The 18,388-nt window shown below is 65.1% G+C and carries 19 protein-coding genes, 1 tRNA gene and 1 pseudogene; 11 read left to right on the plus strand and 10 right to left on the minus strand.

Features of this window, described 5'->3' with window-relative positions:
• From AC1DS3_RS08800 to AC1DS3_RS08835, 8 genes are all read left to right on the plus strand, one after another.
• A partial coding sequence (locus AC1DS3_RS08800; RefSeq protein ID WP_477127022.1) for an ExbD/TolR family protein occupies window positions 1-354 on the plus strand: 354 nt, incomplete at its 5' end.
• A 15-nt stretch (window positions 355-369) separates the two neighbouring features.
• Window positions 370-1,494, plus strand: a complete 1,125-nt coding sequence (gene tolA, locus AC1DS3_RS08805) for a cell envelope integrity protein TolA (RefSeq protein WP_441634314.1) — start codon at window positions 370-372, stop codon at window positions 1,492-1,494.
• A gap of 229 nt (window positions 1,495-1,723) precedes the next feature.
• Window positions 1,724-3,052 (plus strand): Tol-Pal system beta propeller repeat protein TolB, encoded by a 1,329-nt coding sequence (gene tolB, locus AC1DS3_RS08810; RefSeq protein ID WP_477127023.1) that lies wholly within the window; start codon window positions 1,724-1,726, stop codon window positions 3,050-3,052.
• A gap of 17 nt (window positions 3,053-3,069) precedes the next feature.
• Window positions 3,070-3,585 carry a peptidoglycan-associated lipoprotein Pal gene (gene pal / locus AC1DS3_RS08815; RefSeq protein WP_441634318.1) on the plus strand — a complete coding sequence of 172 codons (516 nt, stop codon included), beginning with the start codon at window positions 3,070-3,072 and terminating at the stop codon, window positions 3,583-3,585.
• 18 nt (window positions 3,586-3,603) lie between these two features.
• Entirely contained in the window at window positions 3,604-4,362 is a 759-nt protein-coding gene (gene ybgF / locus AC1DS3_RS08820) for a tol-pal system protein YbgF (protein ID WP_477127024.1), read from the plus strand.
• A 152-nt stretch (window positions 4,363-4,514) separates the two neighbouring features.
• A complete protein-coding gene (gene queC / locus AC1DS3_RS08825) occupies window positions 4,515-5,198 on the plus strand; it encodes a 7-cyano-7-deazaguanine synthase QueC (RefSeq protein WP_477127025.1) in 684 nt (227 codons plus the stop codon).
• 65 nt (window positions 5,199-5,263) lie between these two features.
• Window positions 5,264-6,379 (plus strand): YeeE/YedE family protein, encoded by a 1,116-nt coding sequence (locus AC1DS3_RS08830; RefSeq protein WP_477127026.1) that lies wholly within the window; start codon window positions 5,264-5,266, stop codon window positions 6,377-6,379.
• An 82-nt stretch (window positions 6,380-6,461) separates the two neighbouring features.
• Window positions 6,462-6,537 (plus strand) — tRNA-Lys (locus AC1DS3_RS08835).
• A gap of 87 nt (window positions 6,538-6,624) precedes the next feature.
• Here AC1DS3_RS08835 and AC1DS3_RS08840 read toward each other — a convergent pair.
• The 5 genes and pseudogenes from AC1DS3_RS08840 to AC1DS3_RS08860 form a co-directional block, all read right to left on the minus strand.
• A pseudogene (locus AC1DS3_RS08840) lies at window positions 6,625-8,341 on the minus strand (S9 family peptidase).
• A 45-nt stretch (window positions 8,342-8,386) separates the two neighbouring features.
• Complete coding sequence (locus AC1DS3_RS08845) at window positions 8,387-9,526, minus strand: AI-2E family transporter (protein ID WP_477127027.1); 1,140 nt, start codon at window positions 9,524-9,526, stop codon at window positions 8,387-8,389.
• Window positions 9,527-9,689: 163 nt separating this feature from the next.
• Window positions 9,690-10,196 (minus strand): DUF3318 domain-containing protein, encoded by a 507-nt coding sequence (locus AC1DS3_RS08850; protein WP_441634328.1) that lies wholly within the window; start codon window positions 10,194-10,196, stop codon window positions 9,690-9,692.
• Window positions 10,193-10,573, minus strand: coding sequence for a phage holin family protein (locus AC1DS3_RS08855; RefSeq protein ID WP_150984121.1), 381 nt, complete (start codon window positions 10,571-10,573; stop codon window positions 10,193-10,195). The genes AC1DS3_RS08850 and AC1DS3_RS08855 overlap by 4 nt, the downstream gene beginning before the upstream one ends.
• Before the next feature lie 170 nt (window positions 10,574-10,743).
• Window positions 10,744-11,061, minus strand: coding sequence for an ElaB/YgaM/YqjD family protein (locus AC1DS3_RS08860; protein ID WP_324291756.1), 318 nt, complete (start codon window positions 11,059-11,061; stop codon window positions 10,744-10,746).
• A 240-nt stretch (window positions 11,062-11,301) separates the two neighbouring features.
• Between AC1DS3_RS08860 and AC1DS3_RS08865 the strand changes: the two genes are divergently transcribed.
• Window positions 11,302-11,940 (plus strand): peroxiredoxin, encoded by a 639-nt coding sequence (locus tag AC1DS3_RS08865; RefSeq protein WP_441634331.1) that lies wholly within the window; start codon window positions 11,302-11,304, stop codon window positions 11,938-11,940.
• 160 nt (window positions 11,941-12,100) lie between these two features.
• On the opposite strand, the gene AC1DS3_RS08870 is transcribed toward AC1DS3_RS08865, so the two are convergent.
• Window positions 12,101-13,294, minus strand: coding sequence for an acyl-CoA dehydrogenase (locus AC1DS3_RS08870; protein WP_006162948.1), 1,194 nt, complete (start codon window positions 13,292-13,294; stop codon window positions 12,101-12,103).
• A gap of 215 nt (window positions 13,295-13,509) precedes the next feature.
• Between AC1DS3_RS08870 and AC1DS3_RS08875 the strand changes: the two genes are divergently transcribed.
• Window positions 13,510-14,325 carry an IclR family transcriptional regulator gene (locus tag AC1DS3_RS08875; protein WP_441634335.1) on the plus strand — a complete coding sequence of 272 codons (816 nt, stop codon included), beginning with the start codon at window positions 13,510-13,512 and terminating at the stop codon, window positions 14,323-14,325.
• A gap of 70 nt (window positions 14,326-14,395) precedes the next feature.
• Here AC1DS3_RS08875 and kynA read toward each other — a convergent pair whose 3' ends face one another.
• From kynA to kynB, 3 genes are read right to left on the minus strand one after another with little or no spacing between them, the layout of a single operon-like run.
• The gene (kynA, locus tag AC1DS3_RS08880) at window positions 14,396-15,271 is read right to left on the minus strand and encodes a tryptophan 2,3-dioxygenase (protein WP_477127028.1); all 876 of its coding nucleotides are present in this window, start codon (window positions 15,269-15,271) and stop codon (window positions 14,396-14,398) included.
• 13 nt (window positions 15,272-15,284) lie between these two features.
• Window positions 15,285-16,541, minus strand: coding sequence for a kynureninase (gene kynU, locus AC1DS3_RS08885; protein WP_441634339.1), 1,257 nt, complete (start codon window positions 16,539-16,541; stop codon window positions 15,285-15,287).
• 53 nt (window positions 16,542-16,594) lie between these two features.
• Entirely contained in the window at window positions 16,595-17,260 is a 666-nt protein-coding gene (gene kynB / locus AC1DS3_RS08890) for an arylformamidase (protein ID WP_441634341.1), read from the minus strand.
• A 162-nt stretch (window positions 17,261-17,422) separates the two neighbouring features.
• On the opposite strand from kynB, the gene AC1DS3_RS08895 reads away from it, so the two are divergent.
• Window positions 17,423-17,905, plus strand: a complete 483-nt coding sequence (locus AC1DS3_RS08895) for an Lrp/AsnC family transcriptional regulator (RefSeq protein WP_477127029.1) — start codon at window positions 17,423-17,425, stop codon at window positions 17,903-17,905.
• A gap of 13 nt (window positions 17,906-17,918) precedes the next feature.
• Here the strand turns inward: AC1DS3_RS08895 and AC1DS3_RS08900 are convergent, their stop codons facing one another.
• Window positions 17,919-18,383 (minus strand): MarR family winged helix-turn-helix transcriptional regulator, encoded by a 465-nt coding sequence (locus AC1DS3_RS08900; RefSeq protein ID WP_441634345.1) that lies wholly within the window; start codon window positions 18,381-18,383, stop codon window positions 17,919-17,921.
• Between the last annotated feature and the right edge of the window lie 5 nt (window positions 18,384-18,388).

Raw genomic sequence — 18,388 nt, forward strand, 5'->3', positions numbered from 1 at the left:
GTGCTGCTCGTCATTTTCATGGTGGCGGCACCGATCGTGAATCCCGCCGTGGTTGACCTGCCCAGTGTGGCCAACGCCACTCAGCAGCAAAAGGCGCCCCCCATCGTCGTGACCGTGCATGAGGACGGCACACTGACTGCGCGCGGCAAGGATAACGCCGGCAACAGCTTCGAGCGCAAGCTCGACAAACAGGGCCTGATCGACTTCGTGCATCAGCGCCAGAACGAGAATCCCGATCAGCCGGTGGTGATCGCCGCCGACCGCTCGGTCAAGTACGAAGCCGTGCTGGACGTCATGTCAGTGCTCAAGGCTGACGGCGTGAAGCGCGTCGGCCTGATGGTCAAGCCCAAGTAAGCACCGCCCCACGCGATGAAAACCGCCGCCTATCCTTATCAGCCGGCCCCGGAGCGGGGAACCCTGCGTTCCTTCCTGCTCGCGGTTTTCATGCACCTGCTGCTGGGCATCGTGCTGTATTTCGGCGTGCACTGGCAGAGCAGCACCCCGGTGGGCGCCGAAGCCGAGCTCTGGGATGAGATACCGGCCACTACCGCACCGCCGCCGCCTCCCGCACCCCTGCCCATCGTACAGGCCCGTCCGGCGCCTCCTGCGCCAGCGGTGAGGTCTCGTGCCGAAGAAGACGCCGAGATCGCCCTCCAGCAGCAAAAGCGCCGCCAGGCCGAGGCCGCCGCCCGCGAAGAGGCGCGCCAGCAGGCCGACCTGCGCGCGCGCCAGGAAGCCGAGCGGCAGGAAGCGGCCCGCAAGGAGGCGGCCCGCAAGGATGCCCAGCACAAGGACGACCTGCGCCGCGAAGAACAGAAGAAGGACGAGCTGAAGAAGGAAGCCCAGCGCAAGGAAGACGCGCGCAGGCAGGCCGTGCTGCAGGAGCAGCGCAAAGAGCAGCGCAAGGAGCAGGCTGAGCGCGAGCACAAGGAAGCTGAGGCCAAGAGCCGTGCCGAGGCGGATGCCAAGGCGCGCGCCGAGGCTGACGCCAAGGCAAAGGCAGCCGCTGAAGCCAAGGCCAAGGCTAACGCCGAAGCCAAGGCCGCGGCCAACGCGAAAGCCAAGGCTGATGCGGATGCCAAGGCCAAGCGCGACGCCGCCGCCAATGCCCAGCGCCACAGTGAATTGGCGCGGCTGCAGGCCATGGCCGGCGGCGGGGCGGCAGTTGGCGGCGCCGGCGGTGTCGGCAGCAGCGCTGGCAGCGGTGCGGGGTCGGGCGGCAAGGCCTCGCCTGGCTACCCGGATCGCGTGCGTCGCCGCGTCAAGCCGAATATCGTATTTACTGAAGACGTGCCTGGCAATCCGGCCGCGGTGGTGTCTGTTCAACTGGCGCCGGACGGCTCCTTGATGTCCGCGCGGCTGTCCAAGTCCAGCGGCAATTCGGGCTGGGACAACGCTGTGCTGCGCGCCGTGGAGCGCTCGGATCCGCTCCCCCGCGACGAAAACGGCAAGGCGCCAGCCAGCTTCACGATCACCTTCAAGCCTAAGGATTAAGAGGGACGGCGATGTCCACGGCACGGGAACACTCGAATTGCAACATATTGCAACCTACGTCGATGCACCGCAGTCCCAACGCTACGATGACAGGTTGCCTGACGCAGCCGGCAAATGTGCCCGGGGCACGCGATACGGGCATGCGACAAGCCTTCAGCATGCTTGCCCGTTCCACGGCTCCCGTTTGCCGGCCGCGCTCGATGAATATTGATCTCGATTGAGGAGCAGCATGCGAAAGCTTTGGGCCCCCCTTTGGCTGGCCGCGCAGCGGCACGGCACCCGCGCGCACGCCCTGTTTGCCGGGCTGGCCGTGGTGCTGGCTTGTTCGGCCGGCAGCGCGCAGGCGCAATTGAACGTTGAAATTACCGGCGTTGGCGCCAGCCAGCTCCCCATCGCCACGGCCAATTTCCAGGGCGAAGCTCAGGCCCCGCAAAATCTCACCGCCATCATCCGCAGCGACCTGCAGCGCAGCGGCCGCTTCCGCAATGTCGACCCGGGCGGCGCCACGGTGGCGGAGTCCGCCAATGCCGACCTTGGCAGCTGGAAGGCGCGCGGCGCCGATGCCTTCGTGGCCGGCAGCGTCACACCCACCGGCAACGGCCAGTACGACGTGCGCTTTCGCCTCTACGACACCGTCAAGGGCACCAGCCTGGGTGGCCTGGCCTTCACTGTCAKCGGCAACCAGCTGCGCGTGACCGGCCACAAGATCGCCGACTACATCTACGAGAAGCTGCTGGGCGAGCGCGGCGTGTTTGCCACGCGGCTGTCCTATGTCTCGCGGGTCGGCGGGCGTTTCCAGCTGCTGATCTCGGACTCCGACGGCCAGAACTCTCAGGTGGCGCTGACCAGCAACGAGCCGATCATCTCGCCTTCGTGGTCGCCGGATGGCAGCAAGGTCGCTTACGTGTCCTTTGAAGCCAAGAAGCCCGTGGTCTACGTGCACGACCTGGCGACCGGCAAGCGCACGCTGGTGTCGAACCAAAAGGGCAACAACAGCGCGCCTTCGTGGTCGCCTGATGGCCAACGCCTGGCGGTGGCGCTGTCGCGCGACGGCAATACCCAGATCTACCAGGTTGGCGCCGATGGCTCCGGGCTCAAGCGCCTCACCCGCAGCAGCGCCATCGATACCGAGCCGCAATATGCGCCTGACGGCCGCAGCATTTACTTCACCAGCGATCGCGGCGGTGCGCCGCAGATCTACCGCATGCCGGCCGGCGGCGAAGAAGGCGGCGCAGCCCAGCGCGTGACCTTCAAGGGCAGCTACAACGTGAGCCCGCGCATTTCCCCGGATGGCAAGCAGCTGGCCTACATCACCCGCAGCGGCGGCTTCAAGCTGCAGCTGATGGATCTCGGCAACGGCGATGTGACCTCGCTGACCGACACCGCCAACGACGAGGCCCCGAGCTTCGCCGCCAACGGCAAGTACATTCTTTATGCCACCCGGGTGGGAGGTCGCTCGGTGCTGGCGGCAGTGTCCACTGACGGGCGTACCCGGCAGGTTTTGTCGCTCCAGTCCGGCGAGGTTCGCGAGCCGTCCTGGGGACCATTCATGCAATAAACGAGGAGTTCCTAGCCATGACCAATATGATGACCAAAACCCTTGCCGTCGCCGCTCTGCTGGCCCTCGGCGCTTGCAGCTCCGGTGTCAAGCTGGACGACACCGCTAACGCCGGTGCCGGCAACAAGGGTACGCCTTCGACCGACGCCCGCGCCGTGGCGCCGGTGGACGTGTCGCGTGATCCGCTGAACGATCCGAACAGCCCGCTGGCCAAGCGCAGCGTGTACTTCGACTTCGACAGCTACAGCGTCAAGTCCGACTACCAGGGCATGCTCTCGGAGCACGCCAAGTACCTGGCCACCAACAAGGGCCGCCGCATCCTGATTCAGGGCAACACCGACGATCGCGGCACCAGCGAATACAACCTGGCACTGGGCCAGAAGCGCGCCGAAGCCGTGCGCCGCTCGCTGTCCTCGCTGGGCGTGCCGGAAACCCAGATGGAAGCCGTCAGCCTGGGCAAGGAAAAGCCCAAGGCAACCGGCCACGACGAAGCCGCCTGGGCGGAAAACCGCCGCGCGGACATCACGTACTAATCCGCGGACAGCCATCTCATGAAAGCACGCGTCTCCAAGTTGGTATTGCTTGCTGCGATGTCCTGCGCCAGCCTGCTGCCGTTGGCACAGGCGAGGGCTGGCGTGTTCGACGATGACGAGGCGCGCAAAGCCATCGTCAACATGCGGGACCAGTTCAACGGTTTCCAGGCGACGGCATCGCAGCGCATCGATCAGAACAGCCGCGCGCAGCTCGACATGCAGAACCAGCTCGAAGGCCTGCGCCAGGAAGTGGCGCGGCTGCGCGGCCAGAACGAGATGCTGCAGAACGAGGTGACGACGCTGCAAAAGCAGCAGAAGGACTACTACGCGGACCTGGACGCGCGCCTGAAGAAATTCGAGCCGCAGCAGGTCACAGTGGATGGCCGCGAAGGGTTGTCGCAACCGGGCGAGAAGACCGAGTACGATGCCGCGCTCAAGCAGTTCCAGACCGGGGACTTCAAGGGTGCCGGCAACGTGTTCGCGKGCTTCATCAAGAAGTACCCGCAGAGCCCGTACGTGCCACTGGCGCAATTCTGGCTCGGCAACTCGCTGTACGCGCAGCGGGACTACCGCGGCTCGACCTCGGTGCTGCAGAACATGGTACAGGCCTATCCGGATCACCCCAAGGTGCCGGATGCGCTGATCGCCATCGCCAACAACCAGATCGAATCGGGCCAGAAGCCCGCGGCCCGCAAGACCCTGGAGCAGGTGGTAGCCAAATACCCCGGCACCGAGGGCGCGCAGGCGGCGAGCAACCGCCTCAAGACGCTGAAGTAAGCGCCCGGGAGGTTGGGGCGCCGGTGCGCGACCCAGGTGGCAGACAGAAGACAAAGGGCCCGCTTTTCGCGGGCCCTTTGTCTTGGTCGCGCTAAAATACGCGATTCGCCCCGATTTTTGCGTGGTGCCTCCGGGCGCCGCGCCCTGCCATCATGAAAAAACGCGCAATCGTCCTGCTTTCCGGCGGCCTGGACTCCGCCACCGTCCTTGCCATGGCCAATGCGCAGGGCTTCGAGACCTATGCGTTGTCGATGCGCTACGGTCAGCGCCACTCCTCGGAACTGGAGGCCGCAAAGCGCGTGGCCGCCGCCCTGGGCGCGGTGCGCCACGAGATCATCGACCTGGACCTGCGCCGCTTCGGCGGCTCCGCGCTGACCGACGATAGCCTTGAGGTGCCTACGGACGGTGCCGTCGGCGGCATTCCGGTGACCTACGTGCCCGCCCGCAACACCATCATGCTGTCGCTGGCCCTGGGCTGGGCCGAGGCCGTCGGCGGCCGTGACCTGTTCTTCGGTGCCAACGCGGTCGACTACTCCGGCTATCCGGATTGCCGGCCCGAGTACGTGTMCGCCTACGAGGCGCTTGCCAACCTGGCCACCAAGGCTGGCGTCGAAGGCGAGCGCATCCGCGTGCACGCGCCCATCATCGACATGACCAAGGGCGAGATCATCCGCGCCGGCCTCAAGCTCGGGGTGGACTACGGCATGACGGTGTCGTGCTATAAGGCCGACGACGACGGCCGGGCCTGTGGCGTGTGCGACTCTTGCCGCATCCGCCGCGCGGGCTTCGAGGCCGCTGGCGTGCCCGATCCCACCCGCTACCAGGGCGCGGCCTGACAGTTGCCGTTGCCACCAGCGCGCTTGCGCGCACCCACGCGTTCCGCTTCCCCCGCCGGACACCCATGCCCGAAATCGATATTGCCGCGCTCAGCCGTACCATACTGGCTAGCACCTTCATCCTGACCTTCCTGTTTGGGGCCGTGCTTCAGCGCACRCACTTCTGCACCATGGGCGCGGTCTCCGACATCGTCAATATGGGCGACTGGACCCGCATGCGCATGTGGGGGCTGGCCATCGGCGTGGCCATGATCGGCACCGCCGCGCTGGCCGCGGGCGGCTACATCGATCCCACCAAGACCATCTATGCCGCCAGCAAGCTCAGCTGGCTCTCCGCCCTGGTGGGCGGGCTGATGTTCGGCTTCGGCATGGTGCTGGCCTCGGGCTGCGGCAGCAAGACGCTGGTGCGTATCGGCGCGGGGAACCTGAAGTCGCTGGTGGTCTTCGTCTTCCTGGGGCTGTCGGCCTATATGACGCTGCGCGGCTTGTTTGGCGTGATTCGCGTGAACACCGTCGATGCCGTGGCGCTCACGCTGCCCACCACGCAGGATCTGCCCTCCGTGCTGGCGCACGCCAGCGGCATGGCGCGCGCCACCCTGCAAGTCGGCATCGCGCTGGTGGTGGGCGGGGTGCTGGTGATCTGGGCGCTGGCTGGACGCGGCTTCCGTACCTTCGATAACCTGCTTGGTGGCCTGGCCGTGGGCCTGATCATCGTGGCCATGTGGTACGTGTCCGGGCATCTCGGCTACGTCGCTGAGGATCCCAATACGCTCGAGGAGCTGTTCGTTGCCAGCAACAGCGGCCGTATGGAGAGCCTGAGTTTTGTCGCTCCCTACGCCTACACGCTTGACTGGCTGATGATGTTCAGCGACAAGAGCAAGGTGCTGACMATCGGCATCGTCAGCGTGTTCGGCGTGGTGGCCGGCGCCGCTGCGTACGCACTGGTGACCCGCACCTTTCGCTGGGAAGGCTTTGGCAACGCCGAGGACGTCGGCAATCATCTGGTCGGTGGCATCCTGATGGGCGTGGGTGGCGTGACCGCGCTGGGCTGCACCATCGGCCAGGGGCTGTCAGGCGTATCCACGCTGGCGATTGGCTCGTTTATCGCGCTGGCCGGCATCCTGCTTGGCTCGGTGCTGGGCTTCCACTACCAGATATGGCGCCTTGAGCGCATGATCTAGCACGAGTAGTTCGTGAGTAGTTCGTGTTAAAAGGTTGACTTTAGGGCCAAGATATTCCTATAATCGCGGCTTCAGTTTTTCCGGGTCGTTAGCTCAGTCGGTAGAGCAGCGGACTTTTAATCCGTTGGTCGCGTGTTCGAGTCACGCACGACCCACCAGCATTGCGAAAAGGCGTAGCGGGCAACCGCTACGCCTTTTTTGTTTCATGCTCCGCGCCCGAACATCAGGCGCGGAGCCGTCGCAAATTAGCCTTCCTTGACCAAGTGCCTGGCGAGAAACGCTTCCATGGCTTCGTAGAAGTCGAAGGTGTTTTCCTCGTTGTGGAAGCCGTGGCCCTCGTTTTCCTTTAGCAGGTATTCCACATCCACGCCGCGCGAGCGCAGCGCCTGGACGATCTGGTCGCTCTCCGCTTGCTTGACGCGCGGATCGTTGGCGCCTTGCGCCACCAGCAGCGGCGTGCGGATCTTGTCCGCGAAGAACACCGGCGAGGCATCGTGCAGGGCTTGGCGCTCGGTTTCCACGTTGGGGTTGCCGACCATCTCGTACAGCATGTCGAGCATCGGTTTCCAGTACGCGGGAATGGTCTCCAGCAGCGTGAACAGGTTCGATACGCCGACATAGTCGATGGCCGCGGCGTAGCGCTCCGGCGTGAAGGCAACGCCCGCCAGCGTTGCATAGCCGCCATAGCTGGCGCCGTAGATCGCGATGCGCTTAGGGTCCACGATGCCTTGCGCGGCGAGCCAGTCGACGCCGTCGTCGATATCGTGCTGCATCGTCTTGCCCCACTGCTTGAAGCTCGCCTCCCAGAATGCGCGACCGTAGCCAGTGGAGCCGCGGAAGTTGATCTGCAGCACGGCATAGCCGCGATTGGCCAGCAGCTGCACCTCGGGGTTGAAGCCCCATACGTCGCGCGTCCACGGGCCGCCGTGCGGGTTGACCACCAGCGGCAGGCCTTGCGGCACAGGTTCTCCCGCGCTGGCCACCGGCAGCGTCAGGTAGCCGTGGATCTGCAGGCCGTCGCGTGAGGTGAAGCGGATTGGCTGCATGCCGGCCATGTCGGCTTCATCCAGCCAGGGCTGCACCTTGCCTAGCGTGACCAGCTTTTGCGTGCCGCTGTCGTACAGGAAGCGCGTGCCGGTGGTCTTGTCGCTCGACGCGGAGACGATCATGCGGGTCTCGTCGCGCGTGATGCTGGTGACGTGGTGCTCGTAGCCCGGCAGTTGCCGCTCCAGGTCGGCATGGATCTGCTCGGCGTGGGCGTCGAAGAAATGGCGGTGTGTCTTCCAGTCGGTGTACCAGGCGGCGGTCAGCACGCGGCGATGCCGTGGTCAGGATCGGGCGGAAAGGCTCGTCCTCGGTATCGCGGTAGAGCAGGGTGGTGTTCACGCCGTCGCTGGCGGTCGCTACCCGCAGGCGGCCTGCGTGGTCGGTGCCCCAGCTCATCACGTTGCCCGGGTTTTCCGCGATCTGCACCGACTCGCCCGTGACGACATCGACGCGCAGCACGTCGAATACTTCCGGGTCGCGCTTGTTGTGCGACAGCAGKATATGGCGGTCGTCGTCCTCGAGATCGTCGATGATCTCCGCGCGCACGCCCGGGTAAGGGGTCAGGTCGACCTGTTCGCCGCCGTCGATCGGCACCGACAGCACGTGGAAGTTCTCGTCGCCGCCAAAGTCCTTCGCATACAGGATGTGTGCGTTGCCTTTCCAGGTGTGGAAGGGCAGGTCGCGCTCGCTCTCGCCGGTCAGCGGCCGGGCTTCGCCCAGCAGGTTGCCATCTGCGTCGATGGCCTGCACGAAGACGTTCTGGCGGCCCTGGTACCGGGCGAGGAAAGACAGGTGGCGGCCATCCGGCGAGATCGAGAACTGGGAGCGGTCCGGCTTGCGGAACAGTTCACGTACGCTGTAGTGCTTCACCTTTGCCGGCGCCTGTGCACCGGCTGATGGGTTGTCCTGACGCAATGCTCACTCCTTGGTGTGTTTGGGGCCGGCAAACGGCGGCAGGGCTCAATCCGTACGCGCGGCTTGCCCGGTAGTGCCTTCGGACGGTGCGGGCGGCGTCGGGTCCTTGTCGTGCGCGGCGTCCCGGCGCTCGATTTCTTCCCGCGTGGATGTGGACAGGTCCCAGCTGGCGATAAACAGCGCGGCGATCAGCGGGCCGATGACGAAGCCGCTCAGCCCGAACAGTGCCATGCCACCCAGCGTGGAGATCAGCACCACCCAGTCGGGCATGCGGGTGTCCTTGCCGACCAGGATGGGGCGCAGCACGTTGTCCACCGCGCCGATCACCACCGCGCAGAAGCCGATCAGGATGGAGCCCTTGCCCACGTCGCCGGTCAGCAGGAAGTAGATCCCCACCGGTCCCCAGATCAGTGCGGCGCCTACCGCGGGCAGCAGCGACAGGAAGCCCATCAGCACACCCCACAGCAGCGAGCCCTGGATACCGAGGAACCAGAAGGCCAGGCCGCCCAGCGCGCCTTGCACCGCGGCCACGGCGATGTTGCCCTTGACGGTGGCGCGGGCCACGGTGGTGAACTTGCGCAGCAGGTGCTGCTTGTGCGGCTCGCTCAGCGGGATCGCCCGCATGATGATCTTGGAAAGCTGCGGGCCATCGCGCAGCAGGAAGAACAGCAGGTACAGCATCACGCCAAAGCTGACCACGAACTGAAATGTGTTCTGCCCGATGCTGAGCGCCTGCGCGGCGATGATCTGGCTGGCCTGGGCGGCCCCCGCAGTGAGCTTTTGCTGCAGGTCGCTGATATCGGTCAGGCCGAAGCGGCCGAGCACCCTTGTCACCGACGGCGGCAGGGCGTGCAAGGCTTGCTGGAAGTAGGCGCCGAAATTGAGCTGGCCGGACTTGATCTGCTGGTAGACGGTGCTGCCTTCCTGGATCAGGGCGCCGGTGACAAAGATCAGCGGCAGCACGACGATCAGCAGGCACAGTGTCAGTGTGGCCAGTGATGCCAGGTTGCGCCGGCCGCCCATGCGCCGGGTCAGCCAGTTGTTGGGCGGCGTGAAGATGATGGCCAGAATGGCGCCCCAGAACACGGCGCCGAAGAAGGGCTGCAGGACGAAGMAGAAGGCGATCGACACTACTGCCAGCAGCAGGTAGAACGCCTTTTGCTGCATTTCCACTCGTTGGGTCATTGCGCTGTCACCTTGCGTCGAAAAAGCGTTGGAGCGCGCGCCGCTATGGTGGCGTACGGCGGCTCGCCGCGGCGCGTGGCGCTCATTGCCTTCATTGCCGTATGGCAGGCCCTCGGCAGGCAAGGCCGGCGCAGGTGGCGRCCTTGCATGGCGTATCGCGGTGCTAACGCACCAGCGGGTCGCGGAAGCCTGTGTCGACGGTGTCGGACGGGGTCTTGCGGGCATCCTGGACGGAGCTTTTCTGAAAAGTCTCGTAGGCCCAGTAGCCGGCTGCGGCGAGCGCGCCGAGCTTGGACAGCTTCCAGCCCCAGCGCAGCACCGGGGTCTTGCGCAGCAGCGGCAGCGCCAGGGACACGGCTGAGCTGAGCAGCGGGTAGTCCTTGGCGAGTCCGAGCAGCTTGAGCCAGGAGGCGGGCCGGGTCATGCGCGGCAGCCAGGTGCTGAAACGGCCGAGGCGGGTCGCGCTGCCACGGACGTGATGGAGCGCCTGGGCGCAGTCGTAGCGTTCAAGCGCGGCGCGCGTGATCAGCAGCTCCTTGCGAATGGCAAGGGGCAGCCGCACCTCCCGCGCGAAACGCACGGGGCGTTGGTGCGAGCGAGGCGCTTTGGCGGTGGATGCGGAGCCGGCCGCGTTGTCGGCCGGCTCGCCTGGGGTGTGTGGTGTGCTCATCGGCGCAGGATCTCCCGGTCTTTATCGATCTCGGCCAGCGTCGCTTCGAACAGGGGCGGGGCATTGCGCACCAGATGGCGGGCAACCGCGAGGCAGATCGCGCAGGCGGCCAGGTATAACGCAACCAGCACGCCCAGGGCCTGCCAGCGGTAGGTGTCCCAGAACACGATGGCGATCAATACGGTCAGCGTCACCATGGCCAGGCCAAAGAACACCAGGCCGAAACAGGCCAGCAAGGCCATCTTCATCAGCCGGGAGCGTTCTTCCGCGAGTTCGACACTGGCAAGTTCAAGGCGAGTCTGCACCATTGCCACCAGTGATCCTGCCAGGCTGCGCAGGGCATCCATAAACTTGGGGGAAGAGGTGGGGTCGCTCATTCAATTCCGGCGAAGGCGTGCAGCGGCGAAGCGCTGCACCTGCTGCAGACGGGGAACCCCGCCAGCGGTGCGGGACCGCTGGCGGGGCGTTGCCCGGCACTGGGCCGCGACATGCCGCGGCCCAGGTGCAAGGCGTTCGGGTTCATGCGCGAGGCCTGCGGCCTGGCGAATTACTTGCGGTTCAGCAAAAGGCCGATCAGCAGGCCGACGCCGGCGGCAACGCCGACTGCGCGCCACGGATGGTCATGGACGTAGTCGTCGGTGGCACGTGCAGCCGCCTTGCTCTTGGTGACCACGGCGTCCTGGAGGTCTTGGGCCTTTTCTTTGGCTTGTTTCAGCAGGCCCATGCCGCGCTCACGCARCTCGGCAGCTTTCTCGCCTGTGGTCGAGGCCGCTTGCTTAAGCAGTTCTTCGGCATCGGACAAAACGGTCTTGACATCGCTCATCAGTTTCTCCTGTTTGCGGGCGGTGGTTTCAGATTGTGACATTTTGCCTTCCTCGCACGTTGTCGGGCAGCTTCTCGCCCTCTTTACTAGCATATGCGGGGAACCGCCGTGGTTTCAACACCACGAGTCCGACACAGCGTGTAGGACTGTGACGCAGGACAAAGGTCTTAACAAAGGTCTTAATACAAAAAGGTGATTTTGTAGTGACTTTATATTCGTTTGGGTTGGATCGCAATCGCACTAGACTGGTTCAACCCTATTTTGCCTCTTGAGGAGACCCGCATGGCTCTACGTCTCGGTGATATCGCGCCGGATTTCGAACAGGATTCCAGTGAAGGCCCGATCCGCTTTCATGAATGGCTGGGCGACAGCTGGGGCGTGCTTTTCTCGCACCCGGCCGATTTCACACCGGTCTGCACGACCGAACTCGGCCTGACGGCGAAGCTGAAGGGTGATTTTGCCAAGCGCAATGTCAAAGTCATCGCACTGTCGGTCGATCCTGTCGAGTCCCATCGCGCGTGGATCAAGGATATCAACGAGACCCAGGGTACCACGGTCAATTTCCCCATCATCGCCGATGGCGAGCGCAAGGTTTCAGAGTTGTACGACATGATTCACCCCAATGCGAACGAGACCTTGACGGTGCGCTCGCTGTTTGTGGTCGATCCGAAGAAGAAGGTGCGGCTGACCATCACCTACCCGGCCAGCACCGGGCGCAACTTCAATGAGATCCTGCGGGTGATCGATTCTCTGCAGCTCACCGACAACCATAGCGTCGCCACGCCTGGCAACTGGCAGGACGGCGAGGATGTCGTGATTGTGCCCTCGCTGAAGGACGAGGACGTGATAAAGCAGAAATTTCCGAAGGGATACAAGGCCATTCGGCCTTACCTGCGGCTGACGCCGCAACCCAACAAGTAAGCAAGCGGCCGGCCGGGGCGCGTAGCGCCGGGCCGGCTGACCGGTGTTGTACAACGATGGGCTCGCCCGTCGTCTCTCCTTGGTAGTGTGCTTGGCCCGGCTTTGCAGCCGGGCCATTTTTATTTCTGGCGAGAGAGCGGGCGGGCCCGGGCGGCGTGTCTTAGAAGAACGCCTGGATGCCGGTCTGGGCGCGGCCCAGGATCAGCGCGTGGATGTCATGGGTGCCCTCGTAAGTGTTGACCACTTCGAGGTTGACCACGTGACGGATCACGCCGAACTCGTCCGAGATGCCGTTGCCGCCGAGCATATCGCGCGCCACGCGGGCGATGTCCAGCGACTTGCCGCAGGAATTGCGCTTCATGATCGAGGTGATTTCCACCGCGGCGGTGCCTTCGTCCTTCATGCGGCCCAGGCGCAGGCAGCCTTGCAGGCCCAGCGTGATCTCGGTCTGCATGTCGGCCAGCTTCTTTTGCACCAGCTGGTTGGCGGCCAGCGGGCGGCCGAACTGCTTGCGGTCCAGCGTGTACTGGCGCGCGGTATGCCAGCAGAACTCGGCAGCGCCCAGGGCGCCCCAGGCGATGCCGTAGCGGGCCGAGTTCAGGCAGGTGAACGGACCCTTCAGGCCGGACACGCCGGGCATCAGGTTCTCTTCCGGCACGAACACCTGGTCCATGACGATTTCGCCGGTGATCGAGGTGCGCAGGCCAACCTTGCCATGGATGGCAGGTGCAGACAGGCCCTTCCAGCCCTTTTCGAGGATAAAGCCGCGGATCGCTTCCTTGCCGTCGTCGCCGACCAGCTTGCCCCACACCACGAATACGTCGGCGATGGGCGAGTTGGTGATCCACATCTTGGCGCCGGACAGCTCATAGCCGCCTGCAACCTTCTTGGCGCGCGTGATCATGGAGCCCGGGTCGGAGCCGTGGTTCGGCTCGGTCAGGCCGAAGCAGCCGATCCACTCGCCGGTAGCGAGCTTAGGCAGGTATTTCTGCTTTTGCGCTTCGCTGCCGAATTCGTGGATGGGCACCATCACCAGCGACGACTGCACGCTCATCATCGAGCGATAGCCCGAATCCACCCGCTCCACTTCGCGCGCGATCAGGCCGTAGGCCACGTAGTTCAGGCCGGGGCCGCCGTATTCCTCGGGAATGGTGGGGCCGAGCAGGCCGAGTTCGCCCATCTCGCGGAAGATCTCGATGTCGGTCTTCTCATTGCGGAACGATTGCAGTACGCGCGGGGCGAGCTTGTCCTGGCAATAGGCCAGGGCGGCATCGCGCACCATGCGCTCGTCGGCGCTCAGCTGGTCGTCCAGCAAGAGGGGGTCGGCCCAGTGGAATTCGGCGTTGGCAGCCATGTAGGTCTCCTTCGGTAGTGCAGGTCTAGTGCGGATCGGGATGGGCGGCCTCGCGAGCCAGCCCTGAATTCAGGAAGTATCGGCGTATTCCGCGGTCCGCCGAGGTGCTTTTGCGGTTCCGCATTGCGGAACTTTGTTCCGATGATGTAGTATATCGCAATGCGCGATCCATGCAATAGGGCGTGCTGCCTCCATCCAATCCGCGGAGATCACTTTTGGCTACTGAATCGCAAGCCACGCCTGCGGCGGATGCCGCCAACGCCACACCGCGCGAAAGCGATCCCAATTTCGTTGCCGCGCTGGCGCGCGGCCTTGAGTTGCTGCGTTGCTTTCGCACTGGCGAGTCGATGCTGGGCAACCAGGATTTCGTGCGCCGTACGGGCTTTCCCAAAGCCACCGTGAGCCGGCTGGCCGGCACGCTGGTGCAGCTGGGCTACCTGCGCTACGACGATAGCCTGGGCAAGTACGCACTCGATGCCGGTGTGCTGGCGCTAGGCTATTCCTACCTGTCCGCGTCCAATGTGGTGACGCTGGCGCGTCCGCACATGCTGGCGTTCGCCCAGGCTTATGGGGTGTCGGTCTCGCTGGGCAAGCGCGAGCGCATGGAGGTGATCTATCTTGAATCGATCCGCAACGATGCGGGCGTGATGCTGGGGCTGGGAGTGGGGTCGCGGCTCTCGCTGGTGTCGAGTTCCATGGGCCGCGCTTACCTGGCGGCCTTGCCGGCAGCCAAGCGCGAGCGGGTGCTGGCGGAGTTTGCCCTGGCCTATCCCGAACAGTGGAAAACCCAGGAGGCGGCCATGCGTGCCACGGTGGAGCAGGCGTCTACCCTGGGCTATGCGGCGTCGTTCCGCGACTGGCACCCGGCCATCCACGCATGCGCGGTGGCATTTCGTCCGGTGGGGGAGAAGGAGCTGCACATGCTGAGTTGCAGTGCGTCCTATGGCTCGGTCGAGGAAGCGGTGTTCCACGACAAGCTGGCGCCGGCCTTGCGCGCGCTGGCGGCGCGGCTGTCGGACCCGGTGCTCTGAAGCAACGCGACACCCGCCTTGGCCGGTGTCGCGTTGCCAATACGGCCCGCTTCTGTCCGCTTCTGCCTGCTTACAGATCCGTGCGCAGCTTCCACAACTCCGGGAACAGCACCACGTCAAGCATCTTGCGCAGGTAGCTGACGCCTTCGGTGCCGCCGGTGCCGCGCTTGAAGCCGATCACGCGTTCGACGGTGGTGACATGGCGAAAGCGCCACTGCCGGAACGCATCTTCCAGGTCAACGAACTTCTCGCCCAGTTCATACAGTTCCCAGTGCGCCTCTGGCCGGCGATAGACCTCCAGCCATGCCGCTTCCACCKAGGCGTTCTCGCCGGCCGGCTTGGTCCAGTCCCGCTCGATGCAGGCCGCATCGATGGCAAAGCCGCGCCGCGCCATCAGGAGGATCGCTTCGTCATACAGCGACGGCGTGCGCAGGGCTTCTTCCACCAGCGCCAGGTGTTGCGGCTGGTGCGCATGCGGACGCAGCATGGCCGCGTTCTTGTTGCCGAGGATGAATTCGATCTCGCGGTACTGGAACGATTGGAAACCAGACGACATCCCGAGGTAAGGACGCATCGCCGAGTACTCCGGCGGCGTCATCGTCGCCAGCACGCTCCACGCCTGCACCAGTTGCTCCATGATGCGCGAGACGCGCGTGAGCATCTTGAAGGCAGGCGGCAACTGGTCCTGGCGCACGCATTCGCGCGCGGCGCGCAGCTCGTGCAGCGCGAGCTTCATCCACAGCTCGCTGGTCTGGTGCTGCACGATGAACAGCATCTCGTTGTGCTCGGGCGAGAGCGGGTGCTGGGCGTTGAGAATCTGGTCCAGCGCCAGGTAATCGCCATAGCTCATGTCCTTGGCGAAATCCATCTGGGCGTCGTGCCAGCTGGCATCGCCGGTCTCGGTGGCGCCTGCGCCCGACATCGGGCATCCCTTGTGGTTGCTCATGGCGCTCTCCTGCTCAGGTCACCAGGCCGCGCGTCTGGTGACGCTCGGCCTTGTAGGTACCGCTGTCGAGTACGTCGCGCAGGATTTCCACTGCGTCCCAGACATCGGTGAAGCTGGTGTACAGCGGCGTGAAGCCAAAGCGCGCGATGCGTGGCTCGCGGTAGTCGCCGATCACGCCGCGCTCGATCAGGGCCTGCACCACGGCAAAGCCGTCCGGATGGGCAAAGCTCACATGGCTGCCGCGGCGCGCATGGGTGCGAGGGGTCACTAGTTCGAGCGGGTGCGCAGCGCAGCGTGCTTCCACCAGTGCGATAAAGAGGTCGGTCAGCATCAGCGACTTGGCGCGTAGCGCTGCCATGTCGGTCTGGGCGTAGATATCAAGCCCGCATTCGACCAAGGCCAGCGAGGCAATGGGCTGGGTGCCGCACAGGAAGCGCGCTACGCCTTCGCGCGGGCGGTAGCCGGGTTCCATCGCGAACGGCGCGGCATGGCCCCACCAGCCTGACAGCGGTTGCCAGAAGGCATCGCGCAGCGAGGGCGCGACCCACAGGAAGGCGGGCGAGCCGGGGCCGCCGTTGAGGTACTTGTAAGTGCAGCCGACCGCGTAGTCCGCACCCGATGCCTTGAGCGCCACGGGCACGGCGCCGGCCGAGTGGGCCAGGTCCCACACCGTGAGCGCGCCGCGGGCATGCGCCATCTCGGTCATGCTGGCCATGTCGAGCATTTCGCCGGTCTTGTAGTTGACATGGGTCAGCATCAACACGGCGGTGTCGGCGTCCACCGCCGCATCGATCTCCTCGGGCGCATTCACCAGGCGCAGCGAATAGCCTTGCTGCAGCAGGTCGGCCAGCCCCTGTGCGATGTAGAGGTCGGTGGGGAAGTTGCTGGCTTCCGATACGATCACCTTGCGTTTCGGGTCGCGGGTTTGCTGCACGCGCAGCGCGGCCGCCAGCACCTTGAACAGGTTGGAGGAGGTGGTGTCGGTCACCACGACTTCGTCCTCGCCGGCGCCGACCAGCGGTGCCAGCATATTGCCCAGGCGCTGGGGCAGTTCGAACCAGCCGGCCGTGTTCCAGCTGCGGATCAGTCCCGTGCCCCATTCTTCGCTCACCACTTGGGCGGCGCGTGCCGCGGCGCTGCGCGGGCGCGCGCCCAGCGAGTTGCCATCGAGGTAGATCACGCCCGCCGGGAGCGCGAACTGGTCGCGCAGGTGGCGCAGCGCATCTTCTTGGTCGAGGGCGAGGCATTGCTCGCGAGTCAGTGCGGTCATGTGTGAGAGGTTTCCTGGGGGGAGGTTGGGTTCGGGTCGTTCAGTGCGATCGTTCAGGCCAGGCTGCGCAGCACGGCACGCACCGGGCTTGCATCGAGTCCGGCGAAGCGCAGCGGCAAGGCAATCAGTTCGTAGTCGGCCTCGGCCACGGCGTCGAGCACCAGGCCTTCGAGGATGGCCAGGCGATGCCGGCGCACCATGTTGTGCGCGGCCATGGTCTTGGATTCCTGCGGGTCCAGCGAGGGCGTATCGATGCCGACCAGCATCACGCCGTGCTCTGCGAGCAACGCGATGGTTTCCGGCGCGACCGCGCAGAAGTCCGGGTCCCACGTTGCCAGCGGTGCTTGCTGGTAAGTGCGCAGCAGCACACGCGACGGTACGCCTGCCAGCGCATGTTCAATGTGGCGGGGCTCGACCAGCGGGGCCGCGCCGATGCAATGGATCACCCGGCACGGGCCGAGGTAGGGCGCCAGGTCCACCGCGCCGATGGGCGCGCCGTCGGCGGCGTAGTGCAGCGGCGCATCGGCATGGGCGCCGGTGTGGGGCGACAAGGTGATGCGCCCGACATTGACGGGGCAGTGGGCGTCGATCTGCCAGTTGCGCTCGAGCTGGAACGGCGTGTCGCCCGGCCACACTGGCGTGTCGGGCGAGAGCGCGGGGCTGATGTCCCAGAGCTGGCGCGGCCTATCGTAGGTATCGGGGGTGGGGCGGGTCGTCATCGGGGGCTGACGCCTGGGAGCGGCGTTCCAAGGCTCATCGCGGAGCGGATGACGGCATGATAGTCAATATTACGGGCAAGAGGCTTGCGAATTGGCCCGTGGATTCCGTTGGTTTTCGCATAGAATTTCATCTACGAAGAGAATTATGGAAGAATCTGCGAAATGAACCTGGATCCCATCGATTTGCGCATCCTGACCTGCCTCCAGGAGAACGGACGCATCAGCAACCAGGACCTGGCCGACCGCGTGKCGCTGTCGCCTTCGGCCTGCCTGCGGCGCGTGCGTTTGCTGGAGGAGGACGGTGTGATCGGCGGCTACCGGGCGTGGTTCGACGCCGAGCGGCTCGGCCTGGAACTGGAGGCGATCGTGCAGGTGTCGATGCGCCCCGAAACCGAAGGCTGGCACGATACCTTCAACGCGGCGGTGCAATCCTGGCCTGAAGTGGTGTCGGCCTACATCATCACCGGCGACAGCAATTACATCCTGACCGTGCAGGCGCGCAACCTCAAGCACTACTCGGATTTCATCGTGAACCGGCTCTACCGCACGCCGGGCGTGATGGATATCCGCTCGAACATCGTGCTGCAAAGGATCAAGACCGATGGCTCGCCGCTAGCGGTCGTCAAGAGCGAGCCGCGGCCCTGAACGCTGCCGGCACTCAGCGCAGCGCGTGCAGCGCGATCAGGCGGCGCAAGGTGTCCTTGAGCTGATTGCCCTGCGCGACGCCAAAGTCATCCAGCACTTGTTGCTCGTGGGCGGCGGCCTGGTCTAGCAAGGCGCGGGCGCGGCTGCGGCCGCGCGCGGTGATCGATACCAGCGCATGGCGGCGGTCCAGGGCGCCGTTGCGCCGCGTGACGAGTCCGTCGGCGGCCATGCGGTCGATCAGCTTGGTCAGGGTGGGTTGCTTGGTGAGCGTGATATCGGCCAGCGCGCCGATGGTGCAGTCTGGCCGGTCGGCCAGCGTGGCCAGCACGCGCCATTCGGGCACGGAGAACCCGGCTGCCTCGACCTGCCGGTGGAACTCGCCCGACACAAGGTGGCTGGCCCGCGCCAGCAGATAGGGCAGGTAGCCATCTACAAAGGCGTCTGGGGCCGCCGGGGCCGGCTTGGGCGAATCCTTCATGTGCT

The sequence above is a fragment of the Cupriavidus sp. 01L46 genome, from assembly GCF_056399905.1.

What these genes read in the sequence shown, in the direction of transcription:
- pal (WP_441634318.1), top strand. Translation starts at nt 3,070, where the DNA reads ATGACCAATATGATGACCAAAACCCTTGCCGTCGCCGCTCTGCTGGCC.
- kynB (WP_441634341.1), bottom strand. Translation starts at nt 17,260, where the DNA reads ATGACGACCCGCCCCACCCCCGATACCTACGATAGGCCGCGCCAGCTC.
- AC1DS3_RS08850 (WP_441634328.1), bottom strand. Translation starts at nt 10,196, where the DNA reads ATGAGCACACCACACACCCCAGGCGAGCCGGCCGACAACGCGGCCGGC.
- tolA (WP_441634314.1), top strand. Translation starts at nt 370, where the DNA reads ATGAAAACCGCCGCCTATCCTTATCAGCCGGCCCCGGAGCGGGGAACC.
- kynU (WP_441634339.1), bottom strand. Translation starts at nt 16,541, where the DNA reads ATGACCGCACTGACTCGCGAGCAATGCCTCGCCCTCGACCAAGAAGAT.
- AC1DS3_RS08870 (WP_006162948.1), bottom strand. Translation starts at nt 13,294, where the DNA reads ATGGCTGCCAACGCCGAATTCCACTGGGCCGACCCCCTCTTGCTGGAC.
- AC1DS3_RS08900 (WP_441634345.1), bottom strand. Translation starts at nt 18,383, where the DNA reads ATGAAGGATTCGCCCAAGCCGGCCCCGGCGGCCCCAGACGCCTTTGTA.
- AC1DS3_RS08865 (WP_441634331.1), top strand. Translation starts at nt 11,302, where the DNA reads ATGGCTCTACGTCTCGGTGATATCGCGCCGGATTTCGAACAGGATTCC.
- AC1DS3_RS08855 (WP_150984121.1), bottom strand. Translation starts at nt 10,573, where the DNA reads ATGAGCGACCCCACCTCTTCCCCCAAGTTTATGGATGCCCTGCGCAGC.